Below are 15,994 nucleotides of genomic sequence, written 5' to 3' on the forward strand. Positions count from 1 at the left end.
CGCCCTTATATCAGCCCATAGGGGCGGCCAACAGTACCCCCGTATGGCAGGCAGATGCCATGGAGCCCCCGAGAGGTAAGGGTGGGCGCGCTTCCTTACTCCCCGGGGGCGTCTTCCTGGAATGGATTGCGACGTCGCAATCGCGACCGCGGGGCCCTGCAGAGGGGTTACGCCCGTGACGCGCGCAGGCGGTCGGCCGTGGCCAGGTTCAGGCTGGCGCCGATCAGCGAGGGGATGACCAGGGTCACCGTGGTGCCCCGGCCCGGCACGCTGTCCACCATCAGGTTGCCCTTCAGGCGCTGCGTGACATGGTTGTAGGCCACATGCAGGCCCAGGCCAGGATGGCCACGCCCCCGGGCGGTGGTGAAGAAGGGGTCCAGCACGTGGGGCAGGGCCTCGGGTGCGATGCCGCAGCCATTGTCGCCGATGGTGATCAGCACCACGCCGCCCTCCACCGCCGCCGTCACCGTGACGTGGCCGGGGCAACCGGGATCGAACGCGTGATCGGCGGTGTTGGCCAGGATGTGGGTCAGGGCATTGACCAGCGATTCCGGCACGGTATGAACCGTCAGGCCGTACGGCACCTGTACCGCCAGTTCGATGGCGCCCTGGGCCAGCGCCGTGCGCGCCACGTCGGCCACGTCGGGCAACAGGGTGGAGAGATCGATCTCCACCACCTTGCTTTCGCCATCCTCGGCCGCGATGGCGGTGAAACTCTTGACCAGCGAGGCGGTGCGCTTGGTGTTGCGTTCCACCAGGTCGGCCAGGCCGGACCATTCCGCCAGGCCGGTTTCCAGGGCGGTGCGGGTCAGGCGGCCCCGTGAAATGTCGTTGCGCACATCCTCCAGGCTGCCGCGCAGGCTGCCGGCAGCGGTCAGCACAACGCCCAGGGGGGTGTTGACCTCATGCGCCACGCCGGCCACCAGGCGGCCCAGCGAGGCCATCTTTTCCTGCTGGATCAGCTTGGACTGGGTGGTGCGCAGGTCGGCCAGGGCCTGGGCCGTCTCCATCCATGCGGTTTCCGCCCGGCGGTAGGATTCGGCGTTTTCCAGGGCGATGGCGCTATAGGCGCACAGCGTGCGGAAGATCATCTGCTCGCGGTCGCCATAGGCATGGTTGGCCACCACCACCAGCACGCCCAGCACCCGGTTCTCGACCACCAGGGGCGAGGCGAGCGCGATGCCGTCCTCCACCGGTTCCGTCACCTCCTGCCGATCGCGGGCGGCGCGGGCGGGCAGGGACAGGGGATCGTCCAGGAAGACGGGCTCCAGCACCGTGCCGTCGGTCGTCGCCGGTTCCAGGCAGGCCGCCTGCAGGCGGTACAGCACCAGGCGATGGCCGGTCAGCAGCTCGCCGACATAGCGTTTCAGGGTGCTGAGCACCGCGTCCAGGATCAGGGTGGCGGTGATGTCCTGGCCCGCGTCACCCAGGCGGCGCAGGATGGCGGCCGACTGGGTCAGGGCCGCGTTGGCGTTGGTCAGTTCCGCCGTGCGCATCAGCACCACGGCCTCCAGTTCCTGCTGGCGCCGGCGCAGGAAGGCCGTGCGGGCGCGCACCACGAACGCCACGGCGGCCAGCAGGGCGGCCACGGCCAGCACCTGCGCCCACCAGGTCTGGTACCAGGCCGGCAGGACGCTGAGCGGAATGGTCAGTTCGGCGGTGGACCACTGGCCGGCCCGGTTGCTGCCGCGCACCCGCAGGGTGTAGTCGCCGGGCGGCAGGCCGGTATAGGCGATCTGCCGCCAGTTGCCATCGATCTCCAGCCAGTCCTTGTCCTGGCCCTCCAGCTTGTAGGCGTAGCGGTTGCGCTCCGGCGCCGAATAGTCCAATGCCGCCACCTCCAGCCGGAAACCATGGTCCTCCGGATGGACGATCAGGGGCGCAGCGGCATGCGTGATCAGGGACGCCGGTATCTGACGCCGGCCGATATAGGCCTCCGTTACCACCAAGGGTGGAACATAATTCCATTCCGCCAGCCGTTCCGGGTGGATGACGGTGATGCCATCCTCCGCCCCGAACAGGATTTCACCATTGGGGCCTTTCGCCAGCGAATTGGACCAGTGCGATGTCAGCCAGAGGCCATCGGCCTGCTGGAAGGTGCGGGTCGCCAAGGTGTGTGGGTCGATCCGGACAACGCCGACGTCGGAGGAAGACCAGACGAATCCCGCCGCGTCTTGCACAAGTGCGCCCGCCGTCCCCAATTGGGGCAGGATGTTGTCAGGCAGGAACTTGAATTTCAGGTGCCCTTCCGCGTTCACGCCGTCGGATATGGCGATACCTTGCCCGTAAATCGCCACCCACAGCCGGCCGGCCGTGTCCGTCATCAGGGACGCGATGTTATGACCGGACAGGGCCGATGGATTGTTGGTATCCAAGTCGGCCGGCTCGATATGGCCACTGTCGGTGTCCACGATGTAAAGATTGCTGCGGGTTCCAACCCACAGCTGATGCGGTCCCTTGGGAAGCAGGGCGGTGACGCGCCGGTCCATCCGGTCGTCGGAATCCGACGTCAGCAGTGTGGCCGCGCCTGTGGCGGGATCCAATGACCACAGGCCCCGGTCCGTATCACCGATCCACAGTCTGGTCCCATCCCAGTAAAGACCATAAATGCTGGGCGTGGGATTGGGGCCGGGCATCCTGACCAGCCGGACCTTGGTCGCGTTCGCGTCAGACCGGTAAAGTCCCTCCCGCGTTCCAATCCATACCGTCCCGTTGTCCTGGGCGGCGAAGGATCGGATGGATTTCGGCGGCAGGGCGTGTTCCGGATTGGCGGGGTCGGAAGCAAGGTGCGCCAGCTTGTCACCATCGGCCGCCAGCACATCGACGCCGCCCCGGCCGTGTCCGATCCACAGGCTGCCGTCGGGCGCGACCATCAGGGCATGTGCGCTGCGGTCATCGCCTGCGGGGGATTCGGATGAAGGGATGATCGAGCGGAAGGCTTGCGTGTTGGAGTCGTACCGGCACAGGCCAAGATACGTGCCAACCCATATGAGTCCGGCCTTGTCCTTGTACATCGACAGAACGTTGTCGTTCACCAGGCTGTTGGGGACCGTGCGGTCGCGCCGGATGTTCTTGGCGGTGCCAGCGCGGAGGTTGAGTTCGAATATGCCGCCACCCAGCGTGCCGACCCAGACGACGTCGGGCTGGACATTGACCGAGGACTGAATCCAGGCACCGTTCAGCAATTTGAAGCTGGCAGGCAGCCGTTCGAAAGTCCGGGCGCCATCGGCGCCGATGTCGAGGACCAGGACGCCGTGATGCGCCGTGCCTATCCATAGGCGATCCTGTCCATCGACGACCAAGGTGCTGACGCCGTCACCGCCTGCGTCCTTGGCCGGCAGCGCCACGGGCTGGAATCGGGTCTGGCCCGCGGCCAGATAGGCGAGGCCGCCGGCGGTGCCGACCCACAACCCGCCAAATCGATCCCGCTTGATGCTTTGGATTTTGCCGCTGGGCAGACCGGCGTCCCCATCGGCATGGAAATGCGTGGCGACACCCGTGGTGATGTTCAGATGGTCCAGGCCATCGTACGTGCCGACCCATACGCCATCCGCGCCGTCATCATCGATGCATTCGATCTCGACGTGGCTGAGGGCGGCTGTCGGGACGCGGATGAATCGGTCCTGCGCAGCGTCGTATCGCGCCAGGCCGCCAACGCTTGTGCCTATCCACAACCTGCCGGCACTGTCGGTATGCAGGGATCTGATGTAATTGTCCGGCAACGTATCGGGGCCCGAGTTCCGTCCGCCGCTATAGGCCTTGAACCGGTAGCCATCGAAGCGGATGAGGTTTCCGGCCGTCCCGATCCAGATAAATCCATCGCGATCCTGCGCGATGGTCATCACATATTCCGTACCGACCGACTTCTGATCGCCGTATTGGCTAAACAGTTCAGCCGTCGCGTTCTCCCACATTCCTTGGGCGTGCGCGTTTGCGTATGAAATCATGGAAGAAACAAGCGCCACTATTGGCGCTAATAATTTTAATCGGCGGTAGATTTCTCTAATCATCATAATTCGCCGAATTCCACTCACCGCTTGGTCCAGATATTCGTAATAAGGGAAATAAAAGGATGAGGGTGGGGCATTCGGTGCATGCCCCACCCCCTATCGCTGTCAAGGGAACGTTTCTGCTTTTCTGTCTCGCGATCAGTTGCTCGCGACGTCGTTGTGCTCGTTCAATTCCTCAACATCATTGTGTTCATTGAGCTCCTCGACGTCGCTGTCTTCGTTAAGCTCTTCAACGTCATTGTGCTCATTGAGCTCTTCGACGTCGTTATGCTCGTTCAGTTCTTCCAACGATGCCTTCTCGTTCAGATCCTCGACGTGGTTATGCTCGTTGAGCTCCTCCGCGTCGTTGTGCTCGTTCAGTTCCTCGGCATCGTTATGTTCGTTGAGCTCTTCGACGTCGTTGTGCTCATTCAACTCTTCCGCCTTTTCCGGAACCGCCTTGGCGGCCGTCTTGCCAAGACCGGACAGCCAGCGGCCCTCCGCATCCATGACGATACCAAAAGTCGCGACGTAGCGGGCGGGATCATTGCGGAACGCTTGTGCGGCGTCCGGATTCTCGGCGATCGCCTTCATCGCTTGGAAAAAGGCGTCCGACACCAGCGGCTGGGTGGCCGGTGCCAGGGCGACCGGTTCGTCGGCCGCCGTCGGCGCGGCCTTCATGCCGCCGATGCCCAGGCGGGCCATCATCGCCGCGTCCGCCGTGACCGTGTCCTTGGGCGGAATATAGAGGGTGCTGGCCTTGCTGACGCGCTTCAGCACGGCGGGGTCACGATAGGCGCCCAGGGGCAGGCGGCGCAGCACCGGCTTCTGGCCGGGGCGGGTGGCGCCCACGTAATCGACGCACGGGTGGTCGGCGCCGTAGATGTCGATCAGACGGTCGAACAGGATGGCGCGGCGTTCCAGATTGTCGGTGACGGCCTGGAACAGGTCGCCTACCGGGCCGATCTGCATCAGCACCACGTGGCCGGTGGTCACCAGCGGGCGGTTGCGCAGCAGGAAGTCGGTGGCTTCCAGCGCCTGGTAACCCACCTGGCTGGGGTCCACCCGCAGATCGGCGAACAGATAATCCAGCGATGAGATGCCGGGCAGCAGGCGGGTGGCGTAGCCTTCCTTCTTCGCGGTGGCCAGGCCCAGGCGGGCGGGCGCCACGTAGAAGCCCGGATGGCCGTAGAACACGCCCGTGACGCGGCGGCCGGCGCGCACCTCCGCCAGCATGGCGTCGGCCATCTGGACGTAGGTCAGGCTGCGGCGCTTTTCAGCGCCGTACAGGCTGGTAAGATCGATGACGTTCGGGTTCAGCGCGTGCAGGTCGGCCACCGCCAACGGGTCGCGGATGCAATGGAACACCACGTCGGCATGGCGGATATGGCCCTCGGCTTCACGGGTCAGGTGGGCGAAGGCCTGGATGCCCGTGCCCACGATGGTCAAGCTGCCGCCCCGCGCTTGAGTCATCAACGCGTGCGTATCGGCGATCCTGCTGTCCGGCATCAATTACCCCCATCGGTTGAGTTTGTAGTTGGAAAAATAAGCTAACAGTCCATAGCCCAAGCGGGTAGATGGAATATGGCAGCAGATGGTCGCGGTGCATGGGACGGTGGGTGGCGCCATGTCAATGGTACATTAATGGCCCTTTGCAATTTCGCCGTGAAATGGACGATAGTGCAGGATCGTTTCTGCCTGACACGCATCCTGCTTGTATCCGTTGCCCAGGGGCATCCCGTTGTCCGCCACCGGTCCTTCCCGTGCCCCGTCGCGCCCGGCCTTCATCGGCCTTCCGTTTTGCCTCATCGTCGTTTTCATGCTGGCGCTGGCCCCCATCTATGCGTGGGGGGCGGAAAAGGCGGGCGATAAGACCGACAGTGCCGTGACCACGGCGATCATCGGCAGCTGGCCGGTGGATCTGCATCCGCTGACCGGCGATGAAATGGGACACGTGACGGTCAAGCGCTACCTCAACCGCCCGGTGCTGGAGCAGGGAGCCGGCGGCGGTGTCTGCACCTATTGCGTCGCCGTGCCGGCCGAGGCCGACGGCACGCTGCGGACGGTGCGCGGCGCCGACGGCGCGTGGGAGACCATCGCCCGTTACACCCTGCGGTCCGACGCGCGCTGGGCGGACGGCGATCCCGTCACCACTGCCGACGTCGCCTTCACCTGGACCGTGATGCAGAACGCCGGTGAGGTGCTGGCGGCGCTGGACTCACGGTCGTCCAGCCTGAAGGACATCCGGGTGGTGGACGCCCGCACCTTCGAGGTGGCGTACGACGGCACCCTGTGCGGCAACCGCCTCAACGTGCCGCCCATCCTGCCCAGCCATCTGGAGGAGCCGATCTGGCGGGCCGACCCCAAGACCTATTTCCAGCGCTCGCTCTACCTGGTGAAGCCGGAGACAGCGGGCCTCTACAGCGGCCCCTATCGCCTGGCCCGCATGGCCAGCGGCAGCCTGAACCTGGCCCGCAACCCCTACTGGGCGGGCCAGGCGCCGGCGTTCGACCGGGTCACAGTCTTCATCGCGGCGGACAAGGCGGCGCTGGAGGCGCTGGTGCGCGGCGGCAAGATCGACACCTTCACCACCCTGGAGTTCGATGTCGGCAGCCGCCTGGCCAAGGACCTGGCCGGCCGCTACACGGCCTTCTACGCGCCCAGCGACTTCCTGGTGCACTTGCGGCTGAATTTCGACAATCCCATCCTGGCCGATGGGCGGGTGCGCAAGGCCTTGATGTACGGGCTGGACCGCGAGAAGCTGGTGGCCAGCCTGCTGGACAACAAGGGTACCGTGGCGCAAAGCCTGCTCAGCCCCTTCATGCCGGGTTACGCGGTGGTCGACCGCTACACCTACAATCCGCAGAAGGCGGCGGCCCTGCTGGATGAGGCGGGCTGGCTGAAGGACAAGGACGGTCACCGCCGCAACGCCGCCGGCAAGCCTCTGGCGTTCGAACTGCGCTATCGCCGTACCCAGCCCTGGATCGCCCTGACGCCGCGGCTGGCGGAGGCCTGGGGTGCGCTGGGCGCAAAGGTGGATCTGGTGGAGGATCCGCAGCTGTCGGGCGGTGCCCTGGATTCCCGCCAGCGCTATCCCGGCATGGTGGGCTTTTCGGAATGGCTGCTGGGGGGCGTGGAAGTCGCGCGCTACTGGTATCATTCGGCCATGATTCCCACGGCGGAGAACGGGTGGGAGGGCAGCAACTACTTCGGAATCAAAGTGAAATCCTTCGACGCCGCCATGGACAGGCTGCTGGCGGCCGGCTGTGCGGTGGAGCCGCGGCGCGCGGCGCTGGCGGACGTGCAGCGCGCCTACGCCGATGGCCTGCCGGCCCTGCCGCTGTGGTTCGGCACCGTCATCACCCTGTCGGCCAACCGACTGGACGGGACGGTGGACCCCCGGACCTTCGCCGCCGCCCCCATCGAAAACTGGCATCTGAAGCAGTGACGCCTTGGAAAAACCGCCCACTTTCCAGTCGGCCGTTAATAGTCCAGTAACGCAACCGGTGCGAGTGTTGCGCCGCGAGGGCCCCGACGAGCGGGGTTTCCGGGGGCGATTGCCGGGTTCGGGGCCAGCGGTTTTGTCGGGGACGGGGGACGGGTTGAGCGATTTGGCGCGGGATGATGGGATGGACGGCTGGGGCCGTGACGGTGCCGTGGCACCGTCGCTGCGGCTGGCCGCCCGCATCCGGGCGGCCCTGCGCATCCTGGTGCCCGTGTTCGCGGCCGGCCTGCTGATGGTCGTGCTGTTCAGCACGGGCGAACGCACGGTCTATCGCCTGACCAGCGCCATCGACCAGATCGTGGACCGCAACCTGGCGGGCAGCGTGAAGCTGTCCGACATCAACACCCGCGTCCAGGCGGTGCACGCCCGTTTCAACCGGCTGCTGGCCGTGAAGTCGGCCGGTCGCCAGGCGGTGAACGTCGAGGCCGAATTAGGCGGCATCACCGAACAGGTGGACGACCTGATCGCCGACCTGCAGGCCTACCACGACACCTATGCCACCCCGGCGCAAAAGCCGCGCCTGGACGAAATCCTGCGGAACCTGGTCGATTACAAGGGCGCCGTTGCCTGGGTCGGGTCCATGCTGGGCATCGATTTCGCCAGCACGGTCAGCTTCATCGAACCGTTCGGCGCCGTGTTCGACCGGGTGCAGGCGGAACTGACCGGCATCGTCAATGAGACCGGCCATGACGCGCAGTCGCGCGCGGCCGACGCCACGCGCCAGGCGCAGACGACGGTGCGCACCTTCCTTTATTCGGCGGTGGCGGTCATCCTGGGCGTGGCGCTGCTGGCCTGGCTGATCGGCCGTTATCAGCAGCGCCTGCGCGTCAATTCCGAAATGCTGCGCCAGCAGGTGGAGGAACGGACGGCCGAACTGCGCCAGGCCAATGCCGACCTTGCCGCCTCGGCCGAGACCCTGCGCCATCTGGGCGATGTCGGCCTGGCCCTGACGGCCACCCTGGATTTGGGTGAGGTGCACGCCGCCCTCTACCGGCATCTGTCCGGCCTGATCCCCATGGACGCCTTCGGCCTGGCCCGCCTGTCCGCCGATGGCCGCGAGATCGCGTTCGACCAGTTCTTCCTGCACGACCGCGCGCTGCCCGCCTTCACCTGTCCGGCCGACGGGCCGGCGGAACCGGCCGCCCGCGCCCTGAAGCTGGCGGCGGAGGTGGTGGTGGCCGGCGGTGACGCCACGGCCTGGATCGCCAGCGTGGCGGAGGGGGCGGGCGCCATACAGGCGGCGGTCTGGCGTCCGCTGGTGGTGTCCGGCCGGGTGCTGGGCGTCATCACGGCGCAAAGCCGCGACATCGACGCCTATGGTCCCCAGGCGCTGGAGATCCTGCGGTCGGCCTGCGCCTACGCCGCCATCGCCATCGCCAACGCGCGCTCCTACACCGACCTGGAGGCGACGCTGTCCGAACTGCGCGCCACCCAGGACCAGTTGGTGCAGCAGGAAAAGATGGCCTCGCTGGGCCGCCTGGTGGCCGGCGTGGCGCATGAGATCAACACGCCGCTGGGCGTGGTGCTGACCGCCGCCGGCAGCCTGCACGGCGGCGTCGCCGACCTGCGCGCCAAGATCGCCGGCGGCCGGTTGAGCCGGGCCGACCTGGAACAGGGCATGGCCGAATGGGCCGATTTGTCCAATGTGGTGGAACGCAACGCCGTGCGCACCGCCGCCCTGGTCAAGAGCTTCTCCGCCGTGGCGGTGGACGAGGGCGCGGGCAAGGCCGTGGACACGGACCTGTCCGTCCTGCTGGACGATGTGCTGGCGCTGTTCCGCCCGGCGGCCGACCGGGCCGGCATCCAGCTGGACCTGGCGGTGGAAAAGGGTCTGGTCCTGCGCACCGTGCCGGAATCGCTGACCGACGCGCTGACCCGCATCCTGTCCAACACCATCGACCATGCCTTCACCCCGGGGCAGCCGGGGCGGGTGACGCTGACCGCCGTGCCGGCGGCCGGTGGGGTGACGGTCACCGTGGCGGACGGCGGCCGTGGCATCGCCCGGGACGCGGTCTCCCATGTCTGCGATCCCTTCTTCACCACCGCCCGGGGCAGCGGCCATCCGGGCCTGGGCCTGCATGTCGCCTATAACCAGGTGACCCAGCGCCTGAAGGGCCAACTGGCCGTGGATAGCGTGCAGGGCGCTGGTACAACCGTGACCCTGTCGCTGCCGGTCCTGGACGCCTGATCCTTATCAATCGCTTTTTCCCTTCAGGCCGGCCGTTCGCCCGCGCCCGATGGCCGCGCGCCGCCTATGTGCGGCAACCCTTTTGGGGCGATGTGCAATAACGCATTAACCCCGAGTTGTTCTTGAGAGTTAAATTACTCTTTTTGGGTTGAACGGCACAAACGCGCAACCCATACTTTCCCTTGTTGGATGACATCACGCTGCGGTTTGCGATCGGGCTGAGGGGGCTGGAACACGCCTTTTCAGTCGCCGCCGTTGCTTTGCGTCGTCCTCGAAAACCGCGTTCCGCCATGGGGGCGGGGCGCCTTTCGCGAGGGAGTGTCCTGTATGAGCAAAGGCCTGGAATTTACCTCCGGCACCCATGCCGGTGACCCCGCCCAGATGCTGACGGCGCTGGGCCTGCCCGTTACCGAGTCCGGCATCCGCTTCCTGCGGACGCTGGCGGATCGCGGCCGCGACCATGCCCCGCAATCGGCGCCCGAGGACCTGCCCATTCCGTTCCCCTGGTATTGAGCGGATACGGCGCGTTCCGCCGGGGCGCGCCGTATTCCTTGGGATTTTTCCTGTCGGTGGGGCGTTGAGCGGAGGCGGCGCATGGCGGATGGCGCGCTGGGCGGTGGTGGCCTTGACGGCGTGGGCGTATCGGGCCGGACCCTGCTGGTGGCCATGCCCATCGCCACGCTGCACTATCCGGTCATCGGCCTGTCGTTGCTGAAAGGTGCCTTGGCGCGGGCGGGTTTGGCGGCCGATATCCGCCATTTCTATCTGGATTTCGCCGAGTATATCGGCCTGGACGCCTACGCGGCGGTGGAGGACCACCGCTATTTCCTGGCCATGGTGGGCGACTGGGTGTTCGCCGGCGCCGCGCACGACGGCATGCTCGGCCCGGATGGCGCGCCCCTGCCGCCGGCCGACCCCTTCGATTTCATGAACGCGCTGGTGGCGGGGGAATACGCCGACCTGTTCGACCGCGACGCCTTGATGGGCATCCTGGCGGCACGGGCCAAGGCGGCGGGTTTCATCGACCATTGTTTCGGCTTGGTGGACTGGTCGCGCTATACGGCGGTCGGTTTCTCCACCTCCTTCCAGCAGACCATGGCCTCGCTGGCGCTGGCCCGCCGCATCAAGGCGGCGCATCCCCACATCCTGATCGTCTTCGGCGGCGCCAATTGCAGTGACGAGATGGGCGTGGAACTGCACCGCCGTTACCCCTTCATCGACGTGGTGGTGAGCGGTGAGGCGGAGGAGGTGCTGCCCGACCTGCTGCGCCGCCACGGACTGGCCCAGGATCTGGCGGGCCTGCCGGGCACCACCATCCGGGGTCCCGATGGGGCGACCGTGCCGCCCACCGCACCGGCGGCCCTGATCACCGACATGGACAGCCTGCCGCGCCTGGACTACGCCGATTTCTTCGCTGATCGGGCCCGCGTGCCGATGGCGGCGCAGCGCTACCCGGCCTTCCCGCTGTTCGAAAGTGCCCGGGGCTGCTGGTGGGGGCAGAAGCACCACTGCACCTTTTGCGGCCTGAACGGCCTGGGCATGGTCTACCGCAGCAAAAGCCAGGACCGCGCCTATGCCGAACTGACCGACCTGGCCGACCGCTTCGGGCGCGAGATCATGGTTGTCGACAACATCCTGGACAGCCGTTATTTCGGCGACTTCCTGCCCCGGCTGGCGGCCCTGCCGCAACCGTTGCTGCTGCATTATGAGGTGAAGGCCAACCTGCGCGCCGGCCAGCTGGCCCTGCTGGGCCAGGCCGGCGTGCGCAAGATCCAGCCCGGTGTGGAATCGCTCAGCAGCCCCGTGCTGGCCCTGATGCGCAAGGGCACCACCATGCTGCGCAACGTGCAGACCCTGCGCCTGGCGGCGGAGGCCGGCGTGCTGGTGGACTGGTCCCACCTCTATGGTTTCCCGGGGGAGACGGCGGCGCATTACCGGGATGCGGCTGCATTGGTGCCCAAGGTGACCCACCTGCACCCGCCCGGCGGCCTCAACCGCGTGCGCGCCGACCGCTTCAGTCCTTACTTCAACACGCCCGCCGCCTTCGGCGTCACCATCCGCCCGGTGGAAGGCTACCGTCACATCTATCCGGCGCTGGACGCCGATGGCGACGGCGCCCTGGCCCGGCTGGCCTATCATTTCGACATGATCCCGGCCCAGCCCGACCCCGACCTGGACGCCGCCCACGCCGCCCTGGCCCAGGCGCTGGAGGCGTGGCGCCTGGGGGAGGCGACGCTGACCATCACACCCGTCGCGGACGGCACGGCGGTGGTGGAGGATGGCCGCTTCGGGACCCTCCAGCGCCTGAGGTTGGACGCCTGCGCCGCTGCCATCCTGGACGCCTGCATGGAAATCCAGGGGCAGGGGCCTTTGCTCAAGGCCCTGGCGCCCCGCTTCGGTGAGACCGCGGTGGTTGCCGCCCTCGCCTGGCTGGAGGCCCATGACCTGCTGCTGCGCGAGGGGGCGGAGTTGCTGGCCCTGCCGCTGCGCCAACCGGGCTTCAGTCGCGCGCCAAGGCATGAGGAGATCCGCACCTCCTGGGGGCGGTCCTACTTCCATCACGCGCAGCAGGCCGGAGCGGAAACGGCGCTGGAAACCGCCGAATAAGGGCGCCCCCAGGCAGTAAGGATATGGCGGCGGCACACACCAATAAGGGGTTATTGCCTTAAATATAACATCTTGAAGGGTATCATCCGCATTGGCCCGCCATGCTGGCGGCGCCGTTCCGGATGGGGGAAGGAATGAAGGTCAGGGCCTTGTGCCTGATTGTCGCGTTGGCTGCGTGCAGCGCGCCGGGACAGTCGCCTGCGGCGGCAACGATTGATGAATGCCCGATCACCGACACGCTTTACACCATGCGCGGCCGTCCCGATGTCACCGCCGGTTTCCGGGATGTGGGGCAGCACAGGGAATGGGCTGGGACACTGGCGTTTCACGTCACGTCGGCGAGGTCGGGGCGGTCCTACTGGTTCCTGTTCGACCAGGGCAGCGCCCATGCCGTCAACCTGATCTCCACCACCGATGTCGTGGCCCCGGGATGGCAGCCGCCCAATGCCGATGGCGGTGTGCGGCCCCTGGGGGAACAGCATTTCCTGGCGGCCGATGGCGACCTGACCTTCGCCGCCGCCCTACCCAAGACAGGGGCGAAGGCGCCACGCTACATCCTGCTGCCGGATCTGTCTGAGGTGATGGCCCACAAGGCCGATCCCCGAGAGGATGTTCCCACCGCCTTTTTCGAGGCGACGGGCTGCGGTCGTCAGCCCAGATAATCACCGATGCGGAAGTCGGCGATGGTGGGCACGACATGGTCGGCGCGGGTCAGCACGGCCGGGTCGCCGATGCCCACTGCCACCATGCCGGCGTCCTTGATGCTGGCGATGCCGGCCACGGCGTCCTCCAACCCCAGGCAGCGGGAGGGCGGGAAACCGGTCAGGCGGGCGGCTTCCAGGAACAGGTCGGGGGCGGGCTTGGGCCGGGCGACGGCGGCGGGGTTGGCGATGCCGTCGAACAGGTCGGCGATGCCCAGCTGTTCCAATAGGGGCGGGGCGTTCTGGCTGGCCGAGGCCAGGGCGGTCCTCAACCCGGCGGCCCGCACCTCCTCCAGCACGCGGCGCGCGCCGGGCAGCAGGTCGTCCGGCGTCTGTTCCGCCACGGCGGTCTTGTAATAGCCGTTCTTGCGGTCGGCCAGCACGCGCTTCTCCTCCGCCGTGCGCTGCACCCCGCCCTGGGCCAGGATCAGGTCCAGCGAGGTCAGGCGGTCCACGCCCTTCAGTTTTTCCTCGAACGCCGCTTCCAATTGGATGCCCAACTCATCCGCCAGGCGGCGCCAGGCCGCGAAATGGATGTGGGCGGTGTCGGCCAGCACGCCGTCCAGGTCGAACAGCACGGCATCAAAGCGGGGCATGGGCGCCTCCCTCGGTGACCGCGGCCAGGGCGAAGGTAGCTTCCGATGCCGCCGGCGTCAGGTGCGCCACCTCGCCCCCATGGCGTAAGGATAGGCCCGGCCCGGCCAGCAGGCGGTAGGTTGCGGCGTCGCAAGTCACCGCCACCTCCACCCGGTTGCCCTGGAATTCCAGGCGGAAACGATAGCCATCCCAGCCCGGCGGCAGGCTGGGGTTGAAGCGCGGGATGCCGCCCAGGGCGTGGAACCCGGCGAAGCCCTGCACCAGGGCCATCCAGCTGCCGGCCAGGGCGGCCATGTGCAGGCCGTGGCCGGTGTTGGCGTGCAAATCGTCCAGATCCACCAGGGCGGTGGCGTTGAAGTAGGACAGCGCCTTGCCCATCTGGCCCAGGCGGGCGGCCAGCAGGCCGAACACGCCGGCCGACAGGGTGCTGTCGTGCACCGTCACCGCCTCATAAAAGGCGAAGGACCGGCGCACGGCCTCGGCCTCGAACCGGTGGGGCATCAGGCAGAAGGCCAGCACGGCGTCGGCCTGCTTGCACACCTGGTGGCGGTACAGCACCAGCGGGTGATAGTGCATCAGCAGGGGATGATGGTCGGCCGGGGTGCCGGCGAAATCCCAGGGCTTCTTGTCCAGGAAGCTGTCGTCCTGCGGATGGATGCCGCTGGGCTCGTCATAGGGCAGGTACATGGCCTCGGCCGCCTGGCGCCAGCCGCGCGCCTCCTCATCGCCCAAGCCGATGCGCTGGGCCAGTGCGGCCAGGGCGTCGGGGCGTTCCCGCCCCAGGCGCTCGGCCACGGCGGCCGCGTACTCCAGGTGCGCCTGGGCCATGGCGTTGGTGTAGAGGTTGTTGTCCACCATGGCGGTGTATTCGTCCGGGCCCGTCACCTCATGGATGCAGAAGCGCCCGCCGTGGCGGGGGTTGTAATGCCCCATGTCCAGCCACAGCCGCGCCGTCTCGAACAGGATTTCGGCGCCATGGCGCACCAGGAAATCATCGTCGCCGGTGGCGTCCATGTACTGGCGCACGGCATGCGCCACGTCGGCGTTGATGTGGTATTGCGCCGATCCGGCGGGAAAATAGGACGAACACTCCGCCCCGCCGATGGTGCGCCAGGGGTATAGCGCACCCTTGCGGTGGCCCATCAGGCGGGCGTGGGTGCGGGCGCCGTCCAGCGTGCGGTGGCGGTATTCCAGCATGGCGCGGGCCACGGCTGGTTTGGTGTAGACCAGCACCGGCAGGGCGAAGATCTCGGCATCCCAGAAATAATGCCCCTCATACCCTTCGCCGCTCTGCCCCTTGGCGCCGACGGAAGTCAGGCCGTCGCGTCCCGCCCCCTGCAGCAGCTGGAACAGGTTGAAGCGCACCGCCCGGCCCAGATGCGGGGCGCCGTCGATGGCGATGTCGGCGGACAGCCAATATTCCTGAAGGGCTTGGGTGCGGGCCTGGCGCAGGGCGGGCAGGCCGATGGACTGGGCCTGGGTCAAGGCCGCGATCGCCGAGCGGCCCACGGCCTCATCATCCGCCGGCGTGCCGTGCGTGTCCTTGTCGGCGGCGTAGGCGATGCTTTTCACGATTGTCAAGGTGCCGCCCGGCGCCAGGGTGGTGCGCAGCATATGGCACAGTTCGCTGTTGTCGCGCACCGTGGCCGGCAGGACGGCACCGTCGGCGGTCACGGTGTGGGCCATGGCGGCGGCGACACCCTGGCCGCTGCGCCGGGTGCGCAGCACCAGGCCGGTGATGCCGTCCGGCCCCTCGACCCAGCGGCGGAAGGCCGGGGCGGTGGTCTGCGGGCCCAGGCGCGGGTCGTGCACGCCGTTCTCTTCCGCCGCCGGGGCCTTGGCCGCTGGCGCGTGGTGCGGCACCAGGCGTGAGGCGACGGCGACCTCATCGCTGAAATCCTCCGCCGTCACCTGGTAATGGATGACGATGGGGCCGGGATGGTCCTCCACCACCAGCCGCTCACTGACGACCCGCACGGTGCGCCCGGCGGGGGACCGCCAGCGCAAGGCGCGGTGCAGCACGCCGGTGCGCAGATCCAGCCAGCGATGGTGGGCCAGCACCCGGCCGGTGGTGAGATCCAGCGGCTCCCCCCCCACGGTCAGGTCGATGCGGGTGCCGTCCGGCACGGGGATGCGGGTGTCGCTGGCCTCGGCGAAGCCCGGCGCCTTTTCATGATAGGTGATGGGTGTCACCTCATAGACGCCGTTCAGGTGCACCACCGGCGCCGTCGACCGCCCGGCCTCCTCCACCACGCCGCGCACGCCGATGAACCCGTTGCCCAGCGTGAACAGGGATTCCAGGCGTTTCAGCGTCGCCGCGTCATCGCCCTGGGCGACGACGGTCCAGGCGTCGGTGGCGGGCGGGGCGGGCGAAAAGGGGGGGAGGGAGGCTGTCACGGGCATCACG

At 67.4% G+C, this 15,994-nt stretch carries 10 protein-coding genes; 6 read left to right on the plus strand and 4 right to left on the minus strand.

The features are described 5' to 3' along the window. Nucleotides 1-167 precede the first annotated feature (167 nt). On the minus strand, nt 168-3,410 hold the full coding sequence (locus PW843_09720; protein ID MDE1146884.1) for a triple tyrosine motif-containing protein: 3,243 nt from the start codon (nt 3,408-3,410) through the stop codon (nt 168-170). Between the two features lie 27 nt (nt 3,411-3,437). Here PW843_09720 and PW843_09725 point away from each other — a divergent pair, with 27 nt between their 5' ends. Beyond that, nucleotides 3,438-3,941, plus strand: a complete 504-nt coding sequence (locus tag PW843_09725) for a hypothetical protein (protein ID MDE1146885.1) — start codon at nt 3,438-3,440, stop codon at nt 3,939-3,941. Between the two features lie 207 nt (nt 3,942-4,148). On the opposite strand, the gene PW843_09730 is transcribed toward PW843_09725, so the two are convergent. Then, nucleotides 4,149-5,498 carry an SAM-dependent methyltransferase gene (locus tag PW843_09730; protein ID MDE1146886.1) on the minus strand — a complete coding sequence of 450 codons (1,350 nt, stop codon included), beginning with the start codon at nt 5,496-5,498 and terminating at the stop codon, nt 4,149-4,151. A 232-nt stretch (nt 5,499-5,730) separates the two neighbouring features. Here PW843_09730 and PW843_09735 point away from each other — a divergent pair, with 232 nt between their 5' ends. From PW843_09735 to PW843_09755, 5 genes are all read left to right on the plus strand, one after another. Further along, nucleotides 5,731-7,437 (plus strand): ABC transporter substrate-binding protein, encoded by a 1,707-nt coding sequence (locus PW843_09735; protein ID MDE1146887.1) that lies wholly within the window; start codon nt 5,731-5,733, stop codon nt 7,435-7,437. 181 nt (nt 7,438-7,618) lie between these two features. Beyond that, on the plus strand, nt 7,619-9,682 hold the full coding sequence (locus tag PW843_09740; GenBank protein MDE1146888.1) for a HAMP domain-containing sensor histidine kinase: 2,064 nt from the start codon (nt 7,619-7,621) through the stop codon (nt 9,680-9,682). 327 nt (nt 9,683-10,009) lie between these two features. Continuing rightward, nucleotides 10,010-10,195, plus strand: coding sequence for a hypothetical protein (locus PW843_09745; protein ID MDE1146889.1), 186 nt, complete (start codon nt 10,010-10,012; stop codon nt 10,193-10,195). A gap of 81 nt (nt 10,196-10,276) precedes the next feature. Beyond that, the gene (locus PW843_09750) at nt 10,277-12,289 is read left to right on the plus strand and encodes a RiPP maturation radical SAM C-methyltransferase (GenBank protein MDE1146890.1); all 2,013 of its coding nucleotides are present in this window, start codon (nt 10,277-10,279) and stop codon (nt 12,287-12,289) included. Nucleotides 12,290-12,423: 134 nt separating this feature from the next. Beyond that, the gene (locus PW843_09755) at nt 12,424-12,951 is read left to right on the plus strand and encodes a hypothetical protein (GenBank protein ID MDE1146891.1); all 528 of its coding nucleotides are present in this window, start codon (nt 12,424-12,426) and stop codon (nt 12,949-12,951) included. Here the strand turns inward: PW843_09755 and pgmB are convergent. Continuing rightward, nucleotides 12,939-13,586 carry a beta-phosphoglucomutase gene (gene pgmB / locus PW843_09760; protein ID MDE1146892.1) on the minus strand — a complete coding sequence of 216 codons (648 nt, stop codon included), beginning with the start codon at nt 13,584-13,586 and terminating at the stop codon, nt 12,939-12,941. The two genes, PW843_09755 and pgmB, sit on opposite strands and share 13 nt — an antisense overlap. After that, on the minus strand, nt 13,573-15,984 hold the full coding sequence (locus PW843_09765; GenBank protein MDE1146893.1) for a glycosyl hydrolase family 65 protein: 2,412 nt from the start codon (nt 15,982-15,984) through the stop codon (nt 13,573-13,575). Before PW843_09765 ends, pgmB begins: the two co-directional genes overlap by 14 nt. Nucleotides 15,985-15,994: the final 10 nt, after the last annotated feature.

Source organism: Azospirillaceae bacterium (genome assembly GCA_028283825.1).
In the GTDB taxonomy this organism is placed as follows: Bacteria; Pseudomonadota; Alphaproteobacteria; order Azospirillales; family Azospirillaceae; genus Nitrospirillum.

What these genes read in the sequence shown, in the direction of transcription:
- pgmB (MDE1146892.1), bottom strand. Translation starts at nt 13,586, where the DNA reads ATGCCCCGCTTTGATGCCGTGCTGTTCGACCTGGACGGCGTGCTGGCC.
- PW843_09750 (MDE1146890.1), top strand. Translation starts at nt 10,277, where the DNA reads ATGGCGGATGGCGCGCTGGGCGGTGGTGGCCTTGACGGCGTGGGCGTA.
- PW843_09740 (MDE1146888.1), top strand. Translation starts at nt 7,619, where the DNA reads ATGGACGGCTGGGGCCGTGACGGTGCCGTGGCACCGTCGCTGCGGCTG.
- PW843_09745 (MDE1146889.1), top strand. Translation starts at nt 10,010, where the DNA reads ATGAGCAAAGGCCTGGAATTTACCTCCGGCACCCATGCCGGTGACCCC.
- PW843_09755 (MDE1146891.1), top strand. Translation starts at nt 12,424, where the DNA reads ATGAAGGTCAGGGCCTTGTGCCTGATTGTCGCGTTGGCTGCGTGCAGC.
- PW843_09730 (MDE1146886.1), bottom strand. Translation starts at nt 5,498, where the DNA reads ATGCCGGACAGCAGGATCGCCGATACGCACGCGTTGATGACTCAAGCG.